The sequence below is a fragment of the Lentzea sp. HUAS TT2 genome, assembly GCF_051853195.1.
In the GTDB taxonomy this organism is placed as follows: Bacteria; Actinomycetota; Actinomycetes; order Mycobacteriales; family Pseudonocardiaceae; genus Lentzea.
The window spans coordinates 580,825-597,467 of record NZ_CP196667.1; the positions used below are offsets into that span (position 1 = coordinate 580,825).

A 16,643-nucleotide genomic window follows, 5' to 3' on the forward strand; every position below is an offset into this window, starting at 1 on the left:
TGCCACCGCGTGGTCACTTGTCCCCCAAGACCATCGTTCCGACACCTTCTGTGGTGAAGACTTCCAGCAGGACGCTGTGGGCCAGCCTGCCGTCGATCACGTGCGCCTGCGGGACACCGCCGCGCACCGCGCGCAGGCAGGCCTCCATCTTCGGCACCATGCCGCTCTCCAGGTCCGGCAGGATCTTCTCCAGTTCGGAGGCCCGGATCTGGTTCAGCAGCGACGAGCGGTCCGGCCAGTTCGCGTACAGGCCCTCGACGTCGGTCAGCACGACGAGCTTCTCCGCGCCCAACGCCACCGCGAGAGCGCCTGCTGCCGTGTCCGCGTTCACGTTGTGCGGCACGCCGTGGATGTCCGGCGCGACCGACGACACGACCGGGATGCGGCCCGCGCGTACGATGTCGAGCACCGCGTCCGGGTTGACCTCGGTGATGTCACCGACGAGGCCGATGTCGACCTCCTCGCCGTCCACGATCGCGCCACGACGCGTGGCCGTGAACAGGTGCGCGTCCTCGCCGGAGATGCCCACGGCGTAGGGACCGTGCTGGTTGATCAGGCCGACGAGCTCACGCCCGACCTGGCCGACCAGGACCATCCGCACGACGTCCATGGCCTCCGGCGTCGTCACGCGCAGGCCGCCGCGGAACTCGCTGTGGATGCCGAGCCGGTCCAGCATCGACTTGATCTGCGGACCGCCGCCGTGCACGACGACCGGGCGCAGGCCGCACAGCCGCAGGAACACCATGTCCTCGGCGAAGGCCTTCTTCAGCTCGTCGTCGACCATGGCGTTGCCGCCGTACTTGACGACGACGAGCGCGCCGCGGAAACGCTCCAGCCACGGCAGCGCTTCAACGAGGACTGCCGCTTTTTCGTGTGCGTTCATGAGGAGTAGGCGCTGTTCTCTTCGACGTAGTCGTGGGACAGGTCCGTGGTCAGCACGGTGGCCTCGGCGTCACCGACGTTGAGGTCGATGACGATCTCGATGTCGCGGCCGGACAGGTCGGCCTCGCTGCGGTCGCGGTCGCGGGTCCCGTTGCGGTACAGCGACACGCCGTTGATCAGGATCTGCAGCACGTCCGGGTCGATCACGGCGTCCGCGCGGCCCAGCGCCATCGCGATGCGGCCCCAGTTCGGGTCGCTGCCGAACAGCGCCGTCTTCACCAGGTTGTCCTCGGCGACGGTCCGTCCGATGTGGACGGCGTCGGCCTCGGTGGCCGCCTGCCTGACGGTGATGCTGATTTCCTTCGTCACGCCCTCGGCGTCGCCCTGCAGCTGCTTGACCAGGTCACCCGCGACCTCGGTCAGCAACGCGGTGAAGTCCTCGAACGTCGGCTCGACACCCGAGGCGCCGGAGGCCAGCACCAGCACGGTGTCGTTGGTGGACGTGCCGCCGTCGACGTCGAGGCGGTCGAACGTCCGCGAGGTGGCCAGGCGCAGCGCCCTGTCCAGCGAGTCACCGGAGATCTTGGCGTCGGTGGTGATGACCGACAGCATCGTGGCCATGTTCGGGGCGAGCATGCCCGCGCCCTTCACGAACCCGCCGACCGACCAACCGGCGTCCGAGGCCTTCCACGACTGCTTGGGGCGGCTGTCCGTGGTCATGACGCCGGTGGCGGCGTTGAGCCCGGCCTCCACCGTGGAGTCCAGCTCCTTCGCGACGTTCTCGACGCCGGCCAGGACCTTGTCCATCGGGAGGCGCTCGCCGATCAGGCCGGTCGAGCAGACCGCGACGTCGACGGCGCCGGTGCCGAGCACCTCGGCGACCTTCTCCGCGGTGGCGTGGGTGTCCTGGAAGCCCTCGGGGCCGGTGCACGCGTTGGCGCCGCCGGAGTTGAGCACGACCGCGGTGAGGCGGCGGGACTGGATCACCTGCTGCGACCACAACACCGGTGCGGCCTTCACCTTGTTCGTGGTGAAGACGCCGGCGGCGGTGTCGGAGGGCCCGTCGTTCACGACGAGCGTGAGGTCGAGAGCACCGGATTCCTTGATTCCGGCGGCGATCCCGGCGGCACGGAAGCCCTGGGGTCCGGTGACGCCCTTGTTGCGGTTCACGGAGCGACTCCAACGGTCGAGAGGCCGGTCGTTTCCGGCAGTCCGAGAGCGAGGTTCATGCACTGGACAGCGGCACCCGCGGTGCCCTTGGCCAGGTTGTCGACGGCGGCCACGACCACGAGCCTGCCGAGGTCCTCGTCGACGGTGACTTGCAGCTGGACGGCGTTCGAACCGAGAACCGCGTTCGTCGTCGGCCAGAGACCTTCGGGCAGCAGGTGCACGAACGGCTCGTCCGCGTAGGCCTTCTCGTAGACCTCGCGAACGTTTGCGGTGTCCTTGAGCTGCGCGGAACAGGTGGCGAGGATGCCGCGCGACATCGGCGCGAGCACCGGCGTGAAGCTGACCTTGATCGGCCGGCCCGCCGCCGCGGAGAGGTTCTGGGTGATCTCGGGCGTGTGCCGATGGGCGCCACCGACGCCGTAGGCACTGGCGGAACCCATGACCTCGGAGCCGAGCAGGTTCGTCTTCAACGACTTGCCTGCGCCGGACGTGCCGGACACGGCGACGATGACGACCTCGTCCTCGATGAGGTCCACGGCCGGTGCGAGCGCCAGAGAAGAGACCGTCGGGTAGCAGCCGGGAACGGCCACGCGGCGGGCGCCGACAAGCGCGTCCCGCCCGTTGGGAAGCTCGGGCAGCCCGTACGGCCAGGTGCCCGCGTGCTCGCCGCCGTACCACCGCTTCCAGTCGTCGGCGCTGGTCAGCCGGTGGTCGGCGCCGCAGTCGATCACGACGGTGTCGTCGCCGAGTTGCTCGGCCAGCGCGGCTGAGTGACCGTGGGGAAGTGCGAGGAACACCACGTCGTGGCCCTGGAGGGTCTCGACTGTGGTGTCTTGTAGCTGTCGGTCCGCGAGCGGCAGGAGGTGCGGCTGGTGCTTGAGCAGCCTGTCGCCGGCGCTGCTGTTGGCCGTCAGCGCGCCGATCTCGATGTCCGGATGGCCCAGTAGCAGGCGGAGCAGCTCGCCACCCGCGTACCCGCTGGCGCCCGCGACCGCGATCCTCACTGTCATGCGCATGATTATGCACGGTCATGCAAACTCACTCAACCGACAATGGCCACCTGGCCACCCGTTCGGGGCCACCTGGCGCTGTGAGGCGTTGAACGCGGTCGACCATGATGATCCGCGTGAACGTGAAGGTGCGCGACGGGCTGTGGGCGGCAGGTGTCTTCCTGTTGGCGCTGGTGACGCTCTTCGCGCCGCTCGGCAGGCCCGTCCACTGGTGGCTGATCGTGGCGTCCGCGCTGTGGGCGGCGGCGCTGGTGCCGATCAGCGCGCGCTGGCCGCGGTGGGCGATCGTGCTCACCGCTCCCCTCAACGGCGTCAACAACCTGCTCGCCATCGCCCCGACGTCGCTCGTGGTCTTCCGCGCGGCCCGGTCCGTCCGTTCGCAGGGGCAGCTGTGGTCGCTGGTCGGTGTCACCACGGTGCTGCAGGCGGCGTTCGGCGGCCTGCACGCGTGGCTGGCAGGGGACAGCTTCACCGAGTACCTGCTCGGCACGCTGTTCTCGGTGGTGTTCCTGCTGATCTTCCCGGCGGTGTCCGGGGCGCTCATCGGGCGGCGCAAGCCGCTGACGCAGGTGCTGATGGAGCGCAACGACTACCTGGAGCACGCGCGCGCGTTGACCGCGAGCACCGCCAGGTCGGCCACGCGCGCACACATCGCGAGCGAGATGCACGACATGCTCAGCCATCGGCTCCGGCAGCTGACCGCGCACGCGGGCGCGCTGGAGCAGTCCGCCGCCGAACAAGCCCCGGAACTGCGCGAACAGGTCGAGCTGATCCGGAAGACGTCCGCGGTCGCGATGGAGGAACTGCGGGAGATCCTCGGCGTCCTCGGCACGTCCACCGAACACGCCGAGGACGCCGGCACGCGCGCGGACGTCGAACGGCTCGTGGCCGCGTCCGCTGCGGCGGGCCTCTCCGTTCACCTCGACTGGTCAGGCGCTGATCTGGCCGATGCCGACGCACGGCTGCGCAGAGCGGTACACCGGGTCGTGCGTGAAGCACTCACGAACGTGCACAAGCACGCGCCGTCAGCCCGCACGCTCGTGTCCGTGGACGTCGCCGACCGGGTGCGGGTCGAGGTCGTCAACGGCCCCAGCGGCGAACCCCGGGGTGCCGGCACGCGCCGCGGGCTCATCGGCCTGGAGGAACGCGTCGGGCTGATCGGCGGGTCGTTCCTCGCCGAGGTGCCCACGGGCGCCGGGTTCCGGGTGACCGCCAACCTGCCGTTGCACCCGGTCGTGCAGGAGGAGACGGGTGCGGCCGGTGCCGTCGCGGAGGCGCCGCCGCCGATCACCGCCGAGATCCTGACCGTGCCGCGCGTGGTCGGCAGCGGGTGCCTGGCCACGCTCTCGCTCGTCCCGGCGCTCGGCACGGCGTTCGTGCTGCTCGTCGTCGCGATCTTCGGCCGCGGCGAGATCACCCAGCAGGAGTTCGACGCGTTCCAGCCGTCGGTCACGCACGAGCAGGAGATCACCGAGACCTACGGCTTCGGTGTGCTCTCTGACCACGGCGGCTGCTTCCGCTACCACGTGAAGGACTCCCCCGACCGCGACTTCGAACTGTGCTTCGACCGGCAGTCGGGTCTGCTGACCTCGAAGAAGGAGCTGGCCCGATGAGGTTCGTCTGGCCGTCCCTCGCGTTCCTCGTCGGCCTGGTGCCGCTGATCGCGCCGCTGGCACCGGTCCCCCACCCGGCGCTCACCGTCGCCACGGCGCTGTGGATCGCGGCACTCGTGTGGCTCGCTCCGCGCAAACCCGAGTGGGCGCTGCTGCTCACCGCACCGCTCTTCGCGGTCAACAACCTGTGGGCGCAGGCCATCACGACGTTCGTGGTCTTCGCCGCGTGCCGCCGCATCACGCGGTACGGCCGGTTGTGGGCGTTGCTCGGGATCATGACTGTGCTGCAGACCGTCTTCAGCCAGTTCCAGGAGAGCTACCGGACCATGCCTCTCTGGGAGGCACTGGCAGGAGCGGTCGTCGGTTCGGTGTTCTTCGCGCTGTTCCCCGCGGTGTCGGGCATGCTGCTCGGCCGTCGCAGGCCGATGGTCCGGTTGCTGCAGGAACGCAACGAGTACCTCGAACGCGCCCGTGCACTGACCGCCGCGTCGGCCCGTTCCGAGGAACGCGCGCACATCGCCGGCGAGATGCACGACATGCTCGGGCACCGGCTCAGCCTGATCTCGATCCACGCCGGGGCACTGGAGCTGACCACGGCCCGCAAGGCCCCGCAGCTGCACGAGCAGGCCGAGCTGATCCGCACCACGTCGTCGCTCGCGATGGCCGAGCTGCGCGAGATCCTCGGCGTGCTGCGGACGAACCCCGAACCCGAGTCGCTCGACGAGGACACCGGCACCCGCTCCGACATCGCCGCGCTGGTCGAGGGCTCCGGGCTGGACGCGTCCCTGGACTGGTCCGGCGAGGACCTGCACGGCGCCGACTCCCGCACCCGCCGCGCGGTGCACAGGGTGGTCCGCGAGGCCCTGACCAACGTCGCCAAGCACGCCCCTGCCGCCCGCACGCGGGTGCAGGTCGCGGTCCAGGGAGGCCGTGCCCGCATCCAGGTGCTCAACGGACCGACCGCGGCGGTGCAGGGCAAGGGCACCCGGCGCGGCCTGATCGGCCTGGAGGAACGGGTCGGGCTGCTCGGCGGCTCGTTCAGCGCGGGCCCGCCGGTCGAGGGCGGTTTCCGGGTGGCGGCGGACGTTCCACTGCACCCGCCGGCCCAGGCCGACCAGGCCAACGCCGAGGTCACCGAGGTGCCGCCGCTGCTCGCCGCCGAGATCCTGACCGTGCCGCGGGTGCTGGGCGGCGGTTGTCTCGGGCTGCTGGCGCTGCTGCCGATCGCGGGCGCGCTGCTGGTGTTGCTGCTGTTCGCGTTGCTCAACCCGACGCAGATGAACGCGCCGTACTTCGACTCGTTGAAGGTCGGCGTCACGGACGAGGGCGAGGTGTACGACCAGTTCGGCGTCGGGCAGCTCGGGGTGGACGGGTGCTCGCGGTTCCGGACCTCGCACAACCCGGACCTGCAGTACAAGCTGTGCTTCCGCGACGGCAAGTTGGCCTCGAAGGTCCAGGAGCGCCCGTAGGCTCTGGGGCGTGATCCGAGTTCTCATCGCCGACGACGAAACGCTCATGCGGGCCGGCATCCGGCTGATCCTGGAGAACGACCCCGAGATCACCGTGGTCGCCGAGGCGAGCGACGGCAGGCAGGCCGTCGAGCTGACCCTCAAGCACACGATCGACGTCGCGTTGCTCGACATCCGCATGCCGGGTGGTGACGGCCTCAAGGCCGCAGAGCAGATCGCGTCGAGGGCCAACGTCGTCATGCTCACGACGTTCGGCGAGGACGCCTACGTGGCGCAGGCGCTGAAGGTCGGCGCGACCGGGTTCCTGCTCAAGGACACCCCGCCGCAGGAGCTGATCAACGCCGTCCGCAAGGCCGCGCAGGGCGAACCGATCCTGGCCCCGCAGATCACCCGGCGCCTGATCGAGAAGCACCTCACCGCGCCGAACGACGGGTCGGACGCGCGCCGCAAGATCGACGCGCTGACCGAGACCGAACGGGGCGTGCTCAAGCTCGTGGGCGAGGGGCTGTCCAACACCGAGATCGGCGAGCAGCTCTTCATGGCGACCGGCACGGTGAAGGCCCACATCAGCCGGATCCTGCCCAAGCTGGAGTGCTCCAACCGCGTGCAGGCCGCCATCGTGGCGCACGACGCCGGCCTCACCCGGTCCTGATCACTGGGCCGAGAAGCGGTCCAGTGCGCGGATCTTGTTCGTGGCGTCCAGTGCCGCGATCTTGTAGGCCTCGGACAGCGTCGGGTAGTTGAAGACCGTGTCGACCAGGTAGTCGACCGTGCCGCCGCAGCCCATCACGGCCTGGCCGATGTGCACGAGGTCCGTGGCACCGGTGCCGAACACGTGCACACCGAGGATCTTGCGATCCACAGTGGACACCAGCAGCTTCAGCATGCCGTACGCGTCGCCGATGATCTGGCCGCGCGCGAGCTCGCGGTACCGGGAGATGCCCACCTCGTACGGCACGGCGGACGTCGTGAGCTCGGTCTCCGTCGCACCGCAGTACGAGATCTCCGGGATCGTGTAGATGCCGATGGGCTGCAACGCGGTCAGGTCGTGCACCGGCTCGCCGAACGCGTGGTACGCGGCCAGGCGGCCCTGGTCCATCGACGTCGCGGCCAGCGCAGGGAAGCCGATCACGTCGCCGACGGCGTAGATGTGCTCGACGGGCGTGCGGTAGTGCTCGTCGACGCTCAGCCGGCCGCGGTTGTCCGCCTCCAGCCCGGCGGCGGCGAGGTCCAGCTTCTCCGTGGTGCCCTGCCGGCCGGCGGAGTACATGACGGCGGAGGCGGGGATGCGCTTGCCGGACGCCAGCGTCGTGATGGTGCCGCCCTGCGACACCTCGACGTTCACGACCTTCTCGCCGAAGCGGAACGTCACGGCCTGGTCGCGCAGGTGGAACTTCAGCGACTCGACGATCTCGGGGTCGCAGAAGTCCAGCATCTTCTCGCGCTGCTCCACGACCGTCACGCGGGTGCCGAGCGCGGCGAACATCGAGGCGTACTCGATGCCGATCACGCCGGCGCCGACCACGACCAGCGACGACGGGATCTCGGTGAGCGCGAAGACCTCGTCGGAGTCGAGGATGCGCTCCTCGTCGAAGTCCACGACCGACGGACGCGCCGGGGTCGTGCCCGTCGCGATCACGATGAACTCGCCGGTGATCGTGGTGTGGTCGCCGCGGTGGGCCCCGTCGACCGTCACGGTGTGCTCGTCGACGAACCGGCCGAAACCGTTGAGCAGGTCGATGCCGTTGCGGTGCAGCTGCGCGCGCACGACCTGGACCTCGCGGCCGATCACGTGCTGCGTGCGGGCCATCAGGTCGTTGATCGTGATGTCCTGCTTGACGCGGTAGCTGGCGCCGTACAGCTCGCGCTGGCTCATGCCCGTCAGGAACATGACGGCTTCCCGCAGCGTCTTCGACGGGATCGTGCCCGTGTTCGCGCAGACGCCGCCGACCATCTCCTGCTTGTCGATGACGGCCACGCGTTTGCCCAGTTTCGCACCCGCGATCGCCGCCTTCTGCCCACCAGGGCCGGAGCCGATGACGATCAGGTCGTAGTCGTACGGCGTCATGGTCAGCAGCCTACTGACAGGAATGCGATTCCACTCCCGAACGAAAAATGAACTCCGCGTCCGAATTCACGGGAAGTCACGGATTGATCGCACTCAGCGAACTCCGGAGTTGCTCCGGAACGGCAACAGGTCGAGCAATCGGCCAGTCGCGCGGTACTCCGCGACGCGGTCCGCGAACGGCCGTTGCACGATCCTGTGCACGGCCTCCTTGCTCAGGCGCTCATAGGCGGGAACCGTGTCGTTGCTCAGGAAGTCCCAGCGCGCCACCCGGTCCGCGTAGTTGAACGCGGGCAACGGGCCGCCGAACAACGGCCGGTACTGCGCCGGCGTCTTCCCGCCCGGCACCGGCATCGGACCGGCCACCGTGATCGCGTACGTGACCATCTCGCCCGGCGGTAAGAACCGGGACCGCATCCGGTCGAACTGGTCGGCGATCACCAGGTTCTGCTCGCGTGACGAGAACTCCAGCACCGCCTGCGCCGGATCCGCCCACGCCGCCGTGGTGTCCGGGTCGATGACGCCCGCGTCGCGCAGCTCCTCCACGGCCTTGATCCCACCGTGCAGGTAGGCGGCGTGCATGGCGCCGAGGTCCATGAAAATGTGCTTCTGCATGGACATCAGCATCGACGAGAACCAGCGCAGCTCGGGGACCGTGCCGAGGTCGAGCATGCCGGCGGCGAACGCGGGCGCGCCGATGTTCGCGAAACCCATCCACCGCAACGTGTCCGGGTGCGTCAGGTAGAGCCGCGCGTAGAAGTCGTAGACGGCGAAGATCACCGCGCGGTTGGAGGCGGCGGAGTTCTGGGGGTCCCAGGCGGACAGGTTCACGCCCGCGTCCTCGGCGGCGCGGACGATCCAGTAGTGCCACAGCAACGCCTTGAACCTCGCCGGCGCGATGCCCTTGGCCCGGTACCCGGTCAGCGCGTGCTCGAGCGCGGCACGGTCCGACGGCAGATCGGGGTGCACTCCACCCCGCTGTTCGCCGTTTCCGTTCACCAGCGGCAGATCCAGGTAATCCACCGTGTCCGCTTTGGTAGCACCCATGCTGCCGAGCACGAGCGCCGCCACGACCATGAGCACGCGCATGAACGCGAACTGTATCGGGATCAAGCACCCTTTCTGTTCACAGAAGCCCCCGGTCAAGTGATGTTTTGCGAGTTCGTTAGCACTTTCGGTACCGATGGGGCCATAAATCTCAACAGGGCTACTCCTTATGCCTATACCGTTTGGGTGTGACGCTTGAGGTTTCCTTGATCGAGGCGGTTCGAACGGGACTCCACGACCTCGCGGATCCGGTGAAGGCGCCGGAGATGCAGGCCTACATGAAGTCCGACATGCCGTTCCTCGGAGTGCAGAAACCGGGACGCGTGGCGCTGCTCAGGTCGCTGCCTCGGTTGCACGACCGGGACGAGTGGCTCGGCGCCGTCCAGACGTTGTGGCGCGAGGCGACCTACCGCGAGGAGCGCTACGTCGCGCTGGCGCTGAGCGGGGACCGCCGGTTCCAGTCGGTCGACCTGCTGCCGTGGTTCGACGAGATGATCGTGACCGGCGCGTGGTGGGACTACGTGGACGAGATCGCGTCGAAGCGCGTCGGCCCGCTGCTGCGCTCGACGCCGGACGTCGTGCGGCCGTTGATGCTCAAGTGGTCCGTCGACGCGGACAGGTGGCGGCGGCGGACGTCGGTCATCTGCCAGCTCGGGTTCAAGGGCGCGACCGACGTGGACCTGCTGACGGCGTGCGTCGACGCGAACGCGGACGACCCCGACTTCTTCCTGCGCAAGGGGATCGGCTGGGCGCTGCGGGAGTTCGCGAAGACCGAGCCCGGCTGGGTGCGCGCGTTCGTCGAGGCACGGCCTGGGCTGTCGCCGTTGTCACGGCGCGAGGCCCTGAAACATCTCTAGGGTCGGTGCACATGGGGGGAACACGATCGTCGGCAGCGAGTGGCACGGCACGGCGATCAACCCCGAGGCCGAGCTGCTGTTGCTGACCGAGGCCTTCGAGGAGCGCGGCGCGTTGCGCGTCGGCTGGTACACCGACGCGGCGAACGTGCGGTCGCAGCGAGCGATCGAGAAGCTCGGTGCCGCGCGGCACGGGGTGCTGCGGGCGAACGTGACGCGGCCGGACGGGACGCAGCGGGACACGGTCGTCTACTCGATGGTGCCGGCGGAATGGCCCGCGGCGCGCGAGCGGCTGACTAGCCGTGCTTCGCGCGACCCGAGTAGGTGAGCGGGAAGACGAGCTCGGCGCACGCCGCCGGGACGTCCGCGGCGACCTCGACCTTCATGACCACCTCGACCGCGCCCCCGGCGGGGATGTCCACGATGTCGGTGAGCGGGACGACCGACAGCACACCCGCCGGGCACCCGGCTACGCGCTGCTGGGTGGCGTCGAGCGGCTGACCGGGCACCGCCGACAGGCTCTCGACGATGATGCCGACCGGGTTGGGGTTGGACAGCCGCACCTTGCGCTCGCCCACGGCACCGGGCTTGAGCTCCACGGGGGCGCCGGAGATGTCGTTGATCTCGAACGGCTTGAGCTGTGGCATGCCGGACTCGCCGCTGCTCACCGAGTACGCCATCGCGGGCAGTTTGGCCTCTGGCCAGGTGAGGTGCATGGCCGCCACGACCGCCGCGCCGACCATGAGGATCGTCAAGGACACGGCGATCTCAAGGCGCGGACCCAGACTACGCATGGCGCAACTCTCCAGAGTTGTTGCTCCCAGGCGGTGGGTTCGCCTCTAGCTCCCCACCGGACCGGCGACCAGACTCGCCCGGTGGTTCATCGCTTCGCCCCTCGGCCCTGGCGGGCCGCGTCGCCAATCTTGGAGAAGCTTCACGTACTGCGCAAGCGTCCGACGGGCGCCGATTTCCCCTTGTAATGAAGGACTTTTGGCACCTTGACAGCTACGCAGGGCTACCACCTGCTGATTTGATCCCAAATCCCGCGTACGGGCATTCAGCCGATCGAGCGAATTTTCATGGGCAATTTGTCTGCGTGTACTCGCTGATCCACGTTCCGGCGGCCGCGCGGACCCTGGCTCGGAGCACAGGCCCGGAGGGCACGGTGTACGGGGAGGCCGCCACGGCGACCCAGTCGGAGAAGTCCTTGGCACCGTTTCCGTTGCTCTTGGCGCTCCACGACACCTCGTACCCCGGCATGTTCCCGGTCCAGCTGATGACCCTAGTGGTCGGGGAACACGCGAGCCCCGTCGGGACGCTGATGGTGCCGGCCTTGGCCTTGGCCGTCCCCGCCGAGGACGTCTGCCAGGCTGCCGAGGCGGGCTGCGCCGCGAGCAGGCACAGCACCGCCGCCGCGATCACCGGGCGCTTCATGCCCCGGTCCCGCTCGCGATCGTCACGAGCACCGGCACGTCGATGGCCACGCCCTGGCAGTTGTTCGGTGCGTTCTGCGCCATCGTCACGCTGAACGTGATGGCCACCGGGGCGCTGTGCGCGGCGAGCTGCGTGCCGGGGAAACGTTCGGCGAACGTGACGCCGCACGTGCCCGTGCCGGTCGACGCGATCGAGGTGACCGTCACCGGGTACGGGTTGGGGTTCGACACGGTCACGACCGCATCCCCGCTGAGCCCGGGGTAGAGCAACCCGGTGGTGACCGCGCCGCCGGCCACCACCGGAGCCAGTGCGGTGCCCGCCTTCGTGGTGGCACTGCCGGTACCGGAGCTCGTCCAGGCCGCGTACGCGACACCCGAACCGAGTGCGGCCGTCATGACGACGAAGACGATGAGGCCCCGGCGGACGTACCGCCTGCCGACGAGTTCCCTGAAGCTGATCATGGCTTGATGGCCGTTCCCGAGTAGGTGAGGGGGAAGGTGAGGTTCTTGCAGGCGTTGGGTGCGGACGCGGCCATCCGGGCGGTCAGCGGCACGTCGGCGTGGCTGTTCTTGGCGACGAGGACCGGTGCCGCGAGGGCGTCGACGGCCACGGCGTTCGCCGGGCAGTTCGGGGACGGGCGCCCGGCAGTGGCTTCCAGCCGAGTGACCTTGATGTCCTGGTTGTTGGGGTTGGTGATCCGCACCTTGCGGATCACCGTCCCACCGGGGACCAACCCCGCCGCCACGCCTGCGTCCGCGATCGTGAACGCCTTGCCGGGGCTGTCCGCCGCGCTGGAGACCGGCGACAGCAGCACCAGCACGGCGAGCACGATCAGGGCGCGGCGCATGACTCAGGCGGCCGAGACGAGCGCCGCGGTCAGCGGCAGCGAGAACGTCTGGGACTTGCAGTTGTCGGCGGCGTCGGCGTTCATGGTCGCCCGCAGCGTGTAGGTCGCGGTGCTGTTGGCCTCGATCAGGCCGGGGTTGCTCACGGCCGGGCTGGTGACGGTGCCCCCGGCGCACCCGCCCTCGGTCAGCGCCGAGGCGCCCGCGCTGATCGAGGTGACCGCGACCCTGTACGGGTTCGGGTTGGTGATCGTCACCTGGAAGTCGACGGTGGCACCGGGGTACAGGCCGCCGGCACCGCTGACCGGGCTGATGACCGAGTTGACGCTCGTGGTGGAGGCGACCGAGCCGGAGCCGGAACCGGTGCTCGACCACGCCGCGTAGGCGACGCCGCCGCCGACTGCGAGGACTGCGACTGCTGCGATGACCGCGGTGCGCTTGCGCATTTCGTTCTCCTGAAGGGGTGGTGCTCGGTGGGACGGCACCCAGTTTGGAGAACGCTCAACCACTACACAGCGTGCACAAGACACCAGAATTGGGACCCTGGCGGCACTGTTGTCATCGAACATCGATCGGTTACACGCGCACGCGGACTAGAGGTCAGCGGCTTCCTTACGCGAAAAGGCCCGGGATTCTGGACGAATCCCGGGCCTCACGCAGTGTGACTGATCAGGTGCGCAGAGCCGCACCCAAACGCTCGCCGGCGGCGGCAACGGCGGCATCGCGGGCCGACGTCGCCTCCTCCACGGTCAGCGTGCGGTCCGGCGCACGGAAGCGCAAGGAGTACGCGAGCGACTTCTTGCCCTCGCCCAGCTGCTCACCCGTGTAGACGTCGAACAGGCGGATGTCCTCGAGCAGCTCGCCCGCGGACGCGCCCAGCACCTCGGACACCGACTGCACCGGCACGGAGGCGTCGACGACCAGCGCGACGTCCAGCAGCACCGGCGGGTACGCCGACACCATCGGGGCCGGGCGGTGGTCCTCCAGCGGCAGCGCGTCCAGGTCGAGCTCGAACGCCACGGTCCGCTTGGGCAGGCCGAGCGCCTCGATCACCTTCGGGTGCAGCTCACCGGCGTGGCCCACGGGCCAGTCGCCGACGCGCAGCTCGGCGCAGCGGCCGGGGTGCCAGGGCAGCAGGTCCGACGCGACGACGCGGAGCGTGACGCCGTACGCGGCACCGGCGCGGCGAGCGGCCTCGACGGCGTCCGACCACTCGGCGATGCGGCCCTTGCCCCACCAGCCGGCCAGTTCGCGGTGGCCCGTGAGCACACCGGCGACGTGCAGCGGCTGGTGCGGCAGCGACGCGAGCAGCGAGGCCACCTCGGCCTCGGTCGGCCTGCGGTCCACGCCGAGCGCGGGCACGGGCACCTGCTGCGCGCGGGGCAGCGTCACCTGGGCGATGTTGTAGAGCGAGACGTCCTTCGCACCGCGGGCGAGGTTGCGCTGGAGGGTCTCCAGGAGGCCCGGCAGCAGTGTCGTCGCCAGGACGTTCTTGTCCGCCTCCAACGGGTTCAGCACACCGACCGCGTTGCGGCGGATGTCGTCCGCGGCGAGGCCGAACGCGTCGAACACCGACGGGTCGATGAACGGGAACGGCTTGACCTCGACGAAACCGTCCTCGGCCAGCGTGCGCCACACCGTGCGGCGGCGGCGCTGCTGCTCGGTCAGGCCACGACCGGCGGGGGCGGGCGGCAGCACCGAGGGGATCGTGTCGTAGCCCTCGAGCCGCAGCACCTCCTCCACCAGGTCGGCGGGCTGCACGAGGTCGGAGCGCCACGTCGGCGGCACGGCCGTGACGATCGTCTGGCCCTCCTCCGAGGTGGTCACGGAGACCTGGCAGCCGATCTGGCCGAGACGACGCGCCGTCACGCCACGCGCGTAGCGGACGCCGGCGATGCGGTCCGGCAGGTCGATCGGCATCGACACCGGCGCGGGCAGCGCGGGCGCGCCCACGTCGGTGCGGCCGGGCTTGATCTGGCCCTCGGCGTAGTGGTTGAGCAGCTTCGCGGCCCGCTCCAGCGCCACGGGTGCCAGCGCCGGGTCGACGGTGCGCTCGAAGCGCTTCGCGGCCTCGGACGGCAGCTTGTGGCGGCGGACCGTGCGCGCGATGGACGCCGGGTCCCAGTTCGCGGCCTCGAGCAGGATGTCCGAGGAGTTGTCACCGACCTCGGTCGACGCACCACCCATGACACCGGCCAGCGAGATCACGCCCGAGTCGTCAGAGATCACGATGTCGTCGACGTCCAGCGCGCGGACCGAGTCGTCCAGCGTCGTGAGCTTCTCCCCCGCGTGTGCGCGCCGGACGGTCAGCGCACCCGACAGGGACGCGGCGTCGAACGCGTGCAGCGGCTGGCCCAGTTCGAGCATCACGTAGTTCGTGACGTCGACCGGCAGCGAGATCGACCGCATGCCCGCGAGCATCAGGCGGCGGCGCATCCACCACGGCGTCGGCGCGGTCGGGTCGACACCGGTGACCCGGCGCGCGACGAACCGCGAACAGCCGGTGCGGTCCTCGATGTGGACGGGCCACGCCTCGCCCTCGGGCTCGGGGATCTCGACCACACCGGGGTCGCCGAACGGCACGTCCAGCGCGCAGGCGATCTCACGGGCGAGGCCGCGGACCGAGAACGCGTAGCCGCGGTCCGGGGTCGGCGCGAGCTCGATGACCGTGTCGTTCAGGCCGAGCAGCTCCAGCGCGTCGTCGCCGGGCTGCGCGGTGCCGGTGGGCAGCACGAGGATGCCGGAGTGGTCGTCGCCGATGCCGAGCTCGTCGGAGGCGCAGATCATGCCCTGCGACACGCGGCCGTACGTCTTGCGCTCGGCGATCGCGAACCCGCCCGGCAGCACGGCGCCGGGCAGCGCGACGACGACCGAGTCGCCCTCGACGAAGTTCGTGGCGCCGCAGATGATGTTGTTGACCTGCTCGGGGCCGACCTCGACCTGGCAGTAGCGGATCGGCTTCTTGAACTCGGTGAGCTCCTCGATGGCGACGACGCGACCGGCGACGATCGGGCCGGTCACGGGACCGAGCGGGCTCACCTCCTCGACCTCGATGCCGATGCGGGTGAACGCGTCGGCGAGCTCGTCGGGCGTGGGGACTTCGTCGAAACCGAGGTGTTCGACCAGCCAGCTGACCGGGATGCGCATCCGGATCAGGCCTCCGTTCCGAATGGCTGGGTGAAGCGGACGTCGCCCTCGACCATGTCGCGCATGTCGGGCAGGCCGTTGCGGAACTGCAGCGTGCGCTCCAGGCCCATGCCGAACGCGAAGCCCGAGTAGACGTCCGGGTCGACGCCGGTGGCGCGCAGGACGTTGGGGTTGACCATGCCGCAGCCGCCCCACTCGACCCAGCCCGCGCCGCCCTTCTTCTCCGGGAACCACACGTCGACCTCGGCCGACGGCTCGGTGAAGGGGAAGAAGCTCGGGCGCAGGCGGGTCTTCGAGTCCTCGCCGAACATCGAGCGCGCGAACGCGTCGAGCGTGCCCTTGAGGTGGCCCATGGTCAGGCCCTTGTCGATCGCGAGGCCTTCGACCTGGTGGAACACCGGGGTGTGCGTCGCGTCGAGCTCGTCGGTGCGGAACGTGCGGCCGGGGCACACGACGTACACCGGCAGTTCGCGCTCCAGCAGCGTGCGGGCCTGAACGGGCGAGGTGTGCGTGCGCAGGACCAGCTGCGAGTCACCCGGCGCGATGTAGAACGTGTCCTGCATCGAACGGGCCGGGTGGTCCTTGCCGAAGTTCAGCGCGTCGAAGTTGAACCACTCGGTCTCGAGCTCGGGGCCTTCGGCGATCTCGTAGCCCATGGCCACGAAGACGTCGCCGATGCGCTCTGCGAGCGTCGTGATCGGGTGGCGCGCGCCGCGCGGGAAGCGGTCCCAGGGCAGCGTGACGTCGACGGACTCCTCGCGCAGCACCCGCTCGTCGCGCTCGACCTGGAGCACGGCGAAGCGCTCGTCGAACGCGGTCTTGATCGCGGACTGCGCCTCGTTCACCCTCTTGCCGGCCTCGGCCTTGGCCTTGGGGGGCAGGGCACCGATCTCGCGGCGGGCCAGCAGCACGGGCGACCGGTCACCGAGGTGGCCGGGCTTGACCGCGGCCAGCGCCTCGAGGTCGGCAGCACCGGCGAACGCCTCGCGCGCCTTCTGCACGGCCGCGTCGAGGTTCTCGGCCGACAGCGCCGCGACCTGCTTCGGGTCGTACGGGTCGTTGGCTCCGGACATGGTTTGTGGACAGCTCCCAGTTTTGACGCACACG

At 69.8% G+C, this 16,643-nt stretch carries 17 protein-coding genes; 5 read left to right on the forward strand and 12 right to left on the reverse strand.

Annotation, left to right across the window (positions count from 1 at the left end; translation table 11 throughout):
• Positions 1 to 13: 13 nt before the first annotated feature.
• Genes argB through argC form a run of 3 tightly spaced genes read right to left on the reverse strand, consistent with a single transcriptional unit; the run spans position 14 to position 3,062 of the window.
• Positions 14 to 883, reverse strand: a complete 870-nt coding sequence (gene argB / locus ACSHWB_RS02920; protein ID WP_439660541.1) for an acetylglutamate kinase — start codon at positions 881 to 883, stop codon at positions 14 to 16.
• Positions 880 to 2,052 carry a bifunctional glutamate N-acetyltransferase/amino-acid acetyltransferase ArgJ gene (gene argJ, locus ACSHWB_RS02925; RefSeq protein ID WP_439660542.1) on the reverse strand — a complete coding sequence of 391 codons (1,173 nt, stop codon included), beginning with the start codon at positions 2,050 to 2,052 and terminating at the stop codon, positions 880 to 882. Before argJ ends, argB begins: the two co-directional genes overlap by 4 nt.
• Positions 2,049 to 3,062 (reverse strand): N-acetyl-gamma-glutamyl-phosphate reductase, encoded by a 1,014-nt coding sequence (argC, locus tag ACSHWB_RS02930; RefSeq protein ID WP_439660543.1) that lies wholly within the window; start codon positions 3,060 to 3,062, stop codon positions 2,049 to 2,051. Before argC ends, argJ begins: the two co-directional genes overlap by 4 nt.
• A 116-nt stretch (positions 3,063 to 3,178) precedes the next feature.
• Between argC and ACSHWB_RS02935 the strand changes: the two genes are divergently transcribed.
• The 3 genes from ACSHWB_RS02935 to ACSHWB_RS02945 are packed head-to-tail and all read left to right on the forward strand — an operon-like array spanning position 3,179 to position 6,796.
• Entirely contained in the window at positions 3,179 to 4,675 is a 1,497-nt protein-coding gene (locus ACSHWB_RS02935) for a sensor histidine kinase (RefSeq protein WP_439660544.1), read from the forward strand.
• Positions 4,672 to 6,144, forward strand: a complete 1,473-nt coding sequence (locus ACSHWB_RS02940) for a sensor histidine kinase (RefSeq protein ID WP_439660545.1) — start codon at positions 4,672 to 4,674, stop codon at positions 6,142 to 6,144. Before ACSHWB_RS02935 ends, ACSHWB_RS02940 begins: the two co-directional genes overlap by 4 nt.
• A gap of 10 nt (positions 6,145 to 6,154) precedes the next feature.
• Complete coding sequence (locus tag ACSHWB_RS02945) at positions 6,155 to 6,796, forward strand: response regulator (protein WP_439660546.1); 642 nt, start codon at positions 6,155 to 6,157, stop codon at positions 6,794 to 6,796.
• Here the strand turns inward: ACSHWB_RS02945 and sthA are convergent, their stop codons facing one another.
• A complete protein-coding gene (sthA, locus tag ACSHWB_RS02950) occupies positions 6,797 to 8,212 on the reverse strand; it encodes a Si-specific NAD(P)(+) transhydrogenase (protein WP_439660547.1) in 1,416 nt (471 codons plus the stop codon).
• A 93-nt stretch (positions 8,213 to 8,305) separates the two neighbouring features.
• Positions 8,306 to 9,298, reverse strand: a complete 993-nt coding sequence (locus tag ACSHWB_RS02955; protein WP_439660548.1) for a hypothetical protein — start codon at positions 9,296 to 9,298, stop codon at positions 8,306 to 8,308.
• Positions 9,299 to 9,444: 146 nt separating this feature from the next.
• On the opposite strand from ACSHWB_RS02955, the gene ACSHWB_RS02960 reads away from it, so the two are divergent.
• Together ACSHWB_RS02960 and ACSHWB_RS02965 are read left to right on the forward strand one after the other, a co-directional pair.
• Positions 9,445 to 10,113, forward strand: a complete 669-nt coding sequence (locus ACSHWB_RS02960) for a DNA alkylation repair protein (RefSeq protein WP_439660549.1) — start codon at positions 9,445 to 9,447, stop codon at positions 10,111 to 10,113.
• A 25-nt stretch (positions 10,114 to 10,138) separates the two neighbouring features.
• The gene (locus ACSHWB_RS02965; protein WP_439664504.1) at positions 10,139 to 10,438 is read left to right on the forward strand and encodes a GNAT family N-acetyltransferase; all 300 of its coding nucleotides are present in this window, start codon (positions 10,139 to 10,141) and stop codon (positions 10,436 to 10,438) included.
• Here ACSHWB_RS02965 and ACSHWB_RS02970 read toward each other — a convergent pair.
• From ACSHWB_RS02970 to pheS, 7 genes are all read right to left on the reverse strand, one after another.
• A complete protein-coding gene (locus tag ACSHWB_RS02970) occupies positions 10,407 to 10,904 on the reverse strand; it encodes a hypothetical protein (protein WP_439660550.1) in 498 nt (165 codons plus the stop codon). The genes ACSHWB_RS02965 and ACSHWB_RS02970 overlap by 32 nt on opposite strands.
• Positions 10,905 to 11,187: 283 nt before the next feature.
• Positions 11,188 to 11,544, reverse strand: a complete 357-nt coding sequence (locus ACSHWB_RS02975) for a hypothetical protein (protein WP_439660551.1) — start codon at positions 11,542 to 11,544, stop codon at positions 11,188 to 11,190.
• A complete protein-coding gene (locus ACSHWB_RS02980; RefSeq protein ID WP_439660552.1) occupies positions 11,541 to 12,005 on the reverse strand; it encodes a hypothetical protein in 465 nt (154 codons plus the stop codon). The genes ACSHWB_RS02975 and ACSHWB_RS02980 overlap by 4 nt, the downstream gene beginning before the upstream one ends.
• Positions 12,002 to 12,391, reverse strand: a complete 390-nt coding sequence (locus ACSHWB_RS02985) for a hypothetical protein (RefSeq protein WP_439660553.1) — start codon at positions 12,389 to 12,391, stop codon at positions 12,002 to 12,004. Before ACSHWB_RS02985 ends, ACSHWB_RS02980 begins: the two co-directional genes overlap by 4 nt.
• Before the next feature lie 3 nt (positions 12,392 to 12,394).
• Complete coding sequence (locus ACSHWB_RS02990; RefSeq protein ID WP_439660554.1) at positions 12,395 to 12,835, reverse strand: hypothetical protein; 441 nt, start codon at positions 12,833 to 12,835, stop codon at positions 12,395 to 12,397.
• Positions 12,836 to 13,058: 223 nt separating this feature from the next.
• On the reverse strand, positions 13,059 to 15,536 hold the full coding sequence (pheT, locus tag ACSHWB_RS02995) for a phenylalanine--tRNA ligase subunit beta (RefSeq protein ID WP_439660555.1): 2,478 nt from the start codon (positions 15,534 to 15,536) through the stop codon (positions 13,059 to 13,061).
• A gap of 5 nt (positions 15,537 to 15,541) precedes the next feature.
• On the reverse strand, positions 15,542 to 16,609 hold the full coding sequence (pheS, locus tag ACSHWB_RS03000; RefSeq protein WP_439660556.1) for a phenylalanine--tRNA ligase subunit alpha: 1,068 nt from the start codon (positions 16,607 to 16,609) through the stop codon (positions 15,542 to 15,544).
• Positions 16,610 to 16,643: the final 34 nt, after the last annotated feature.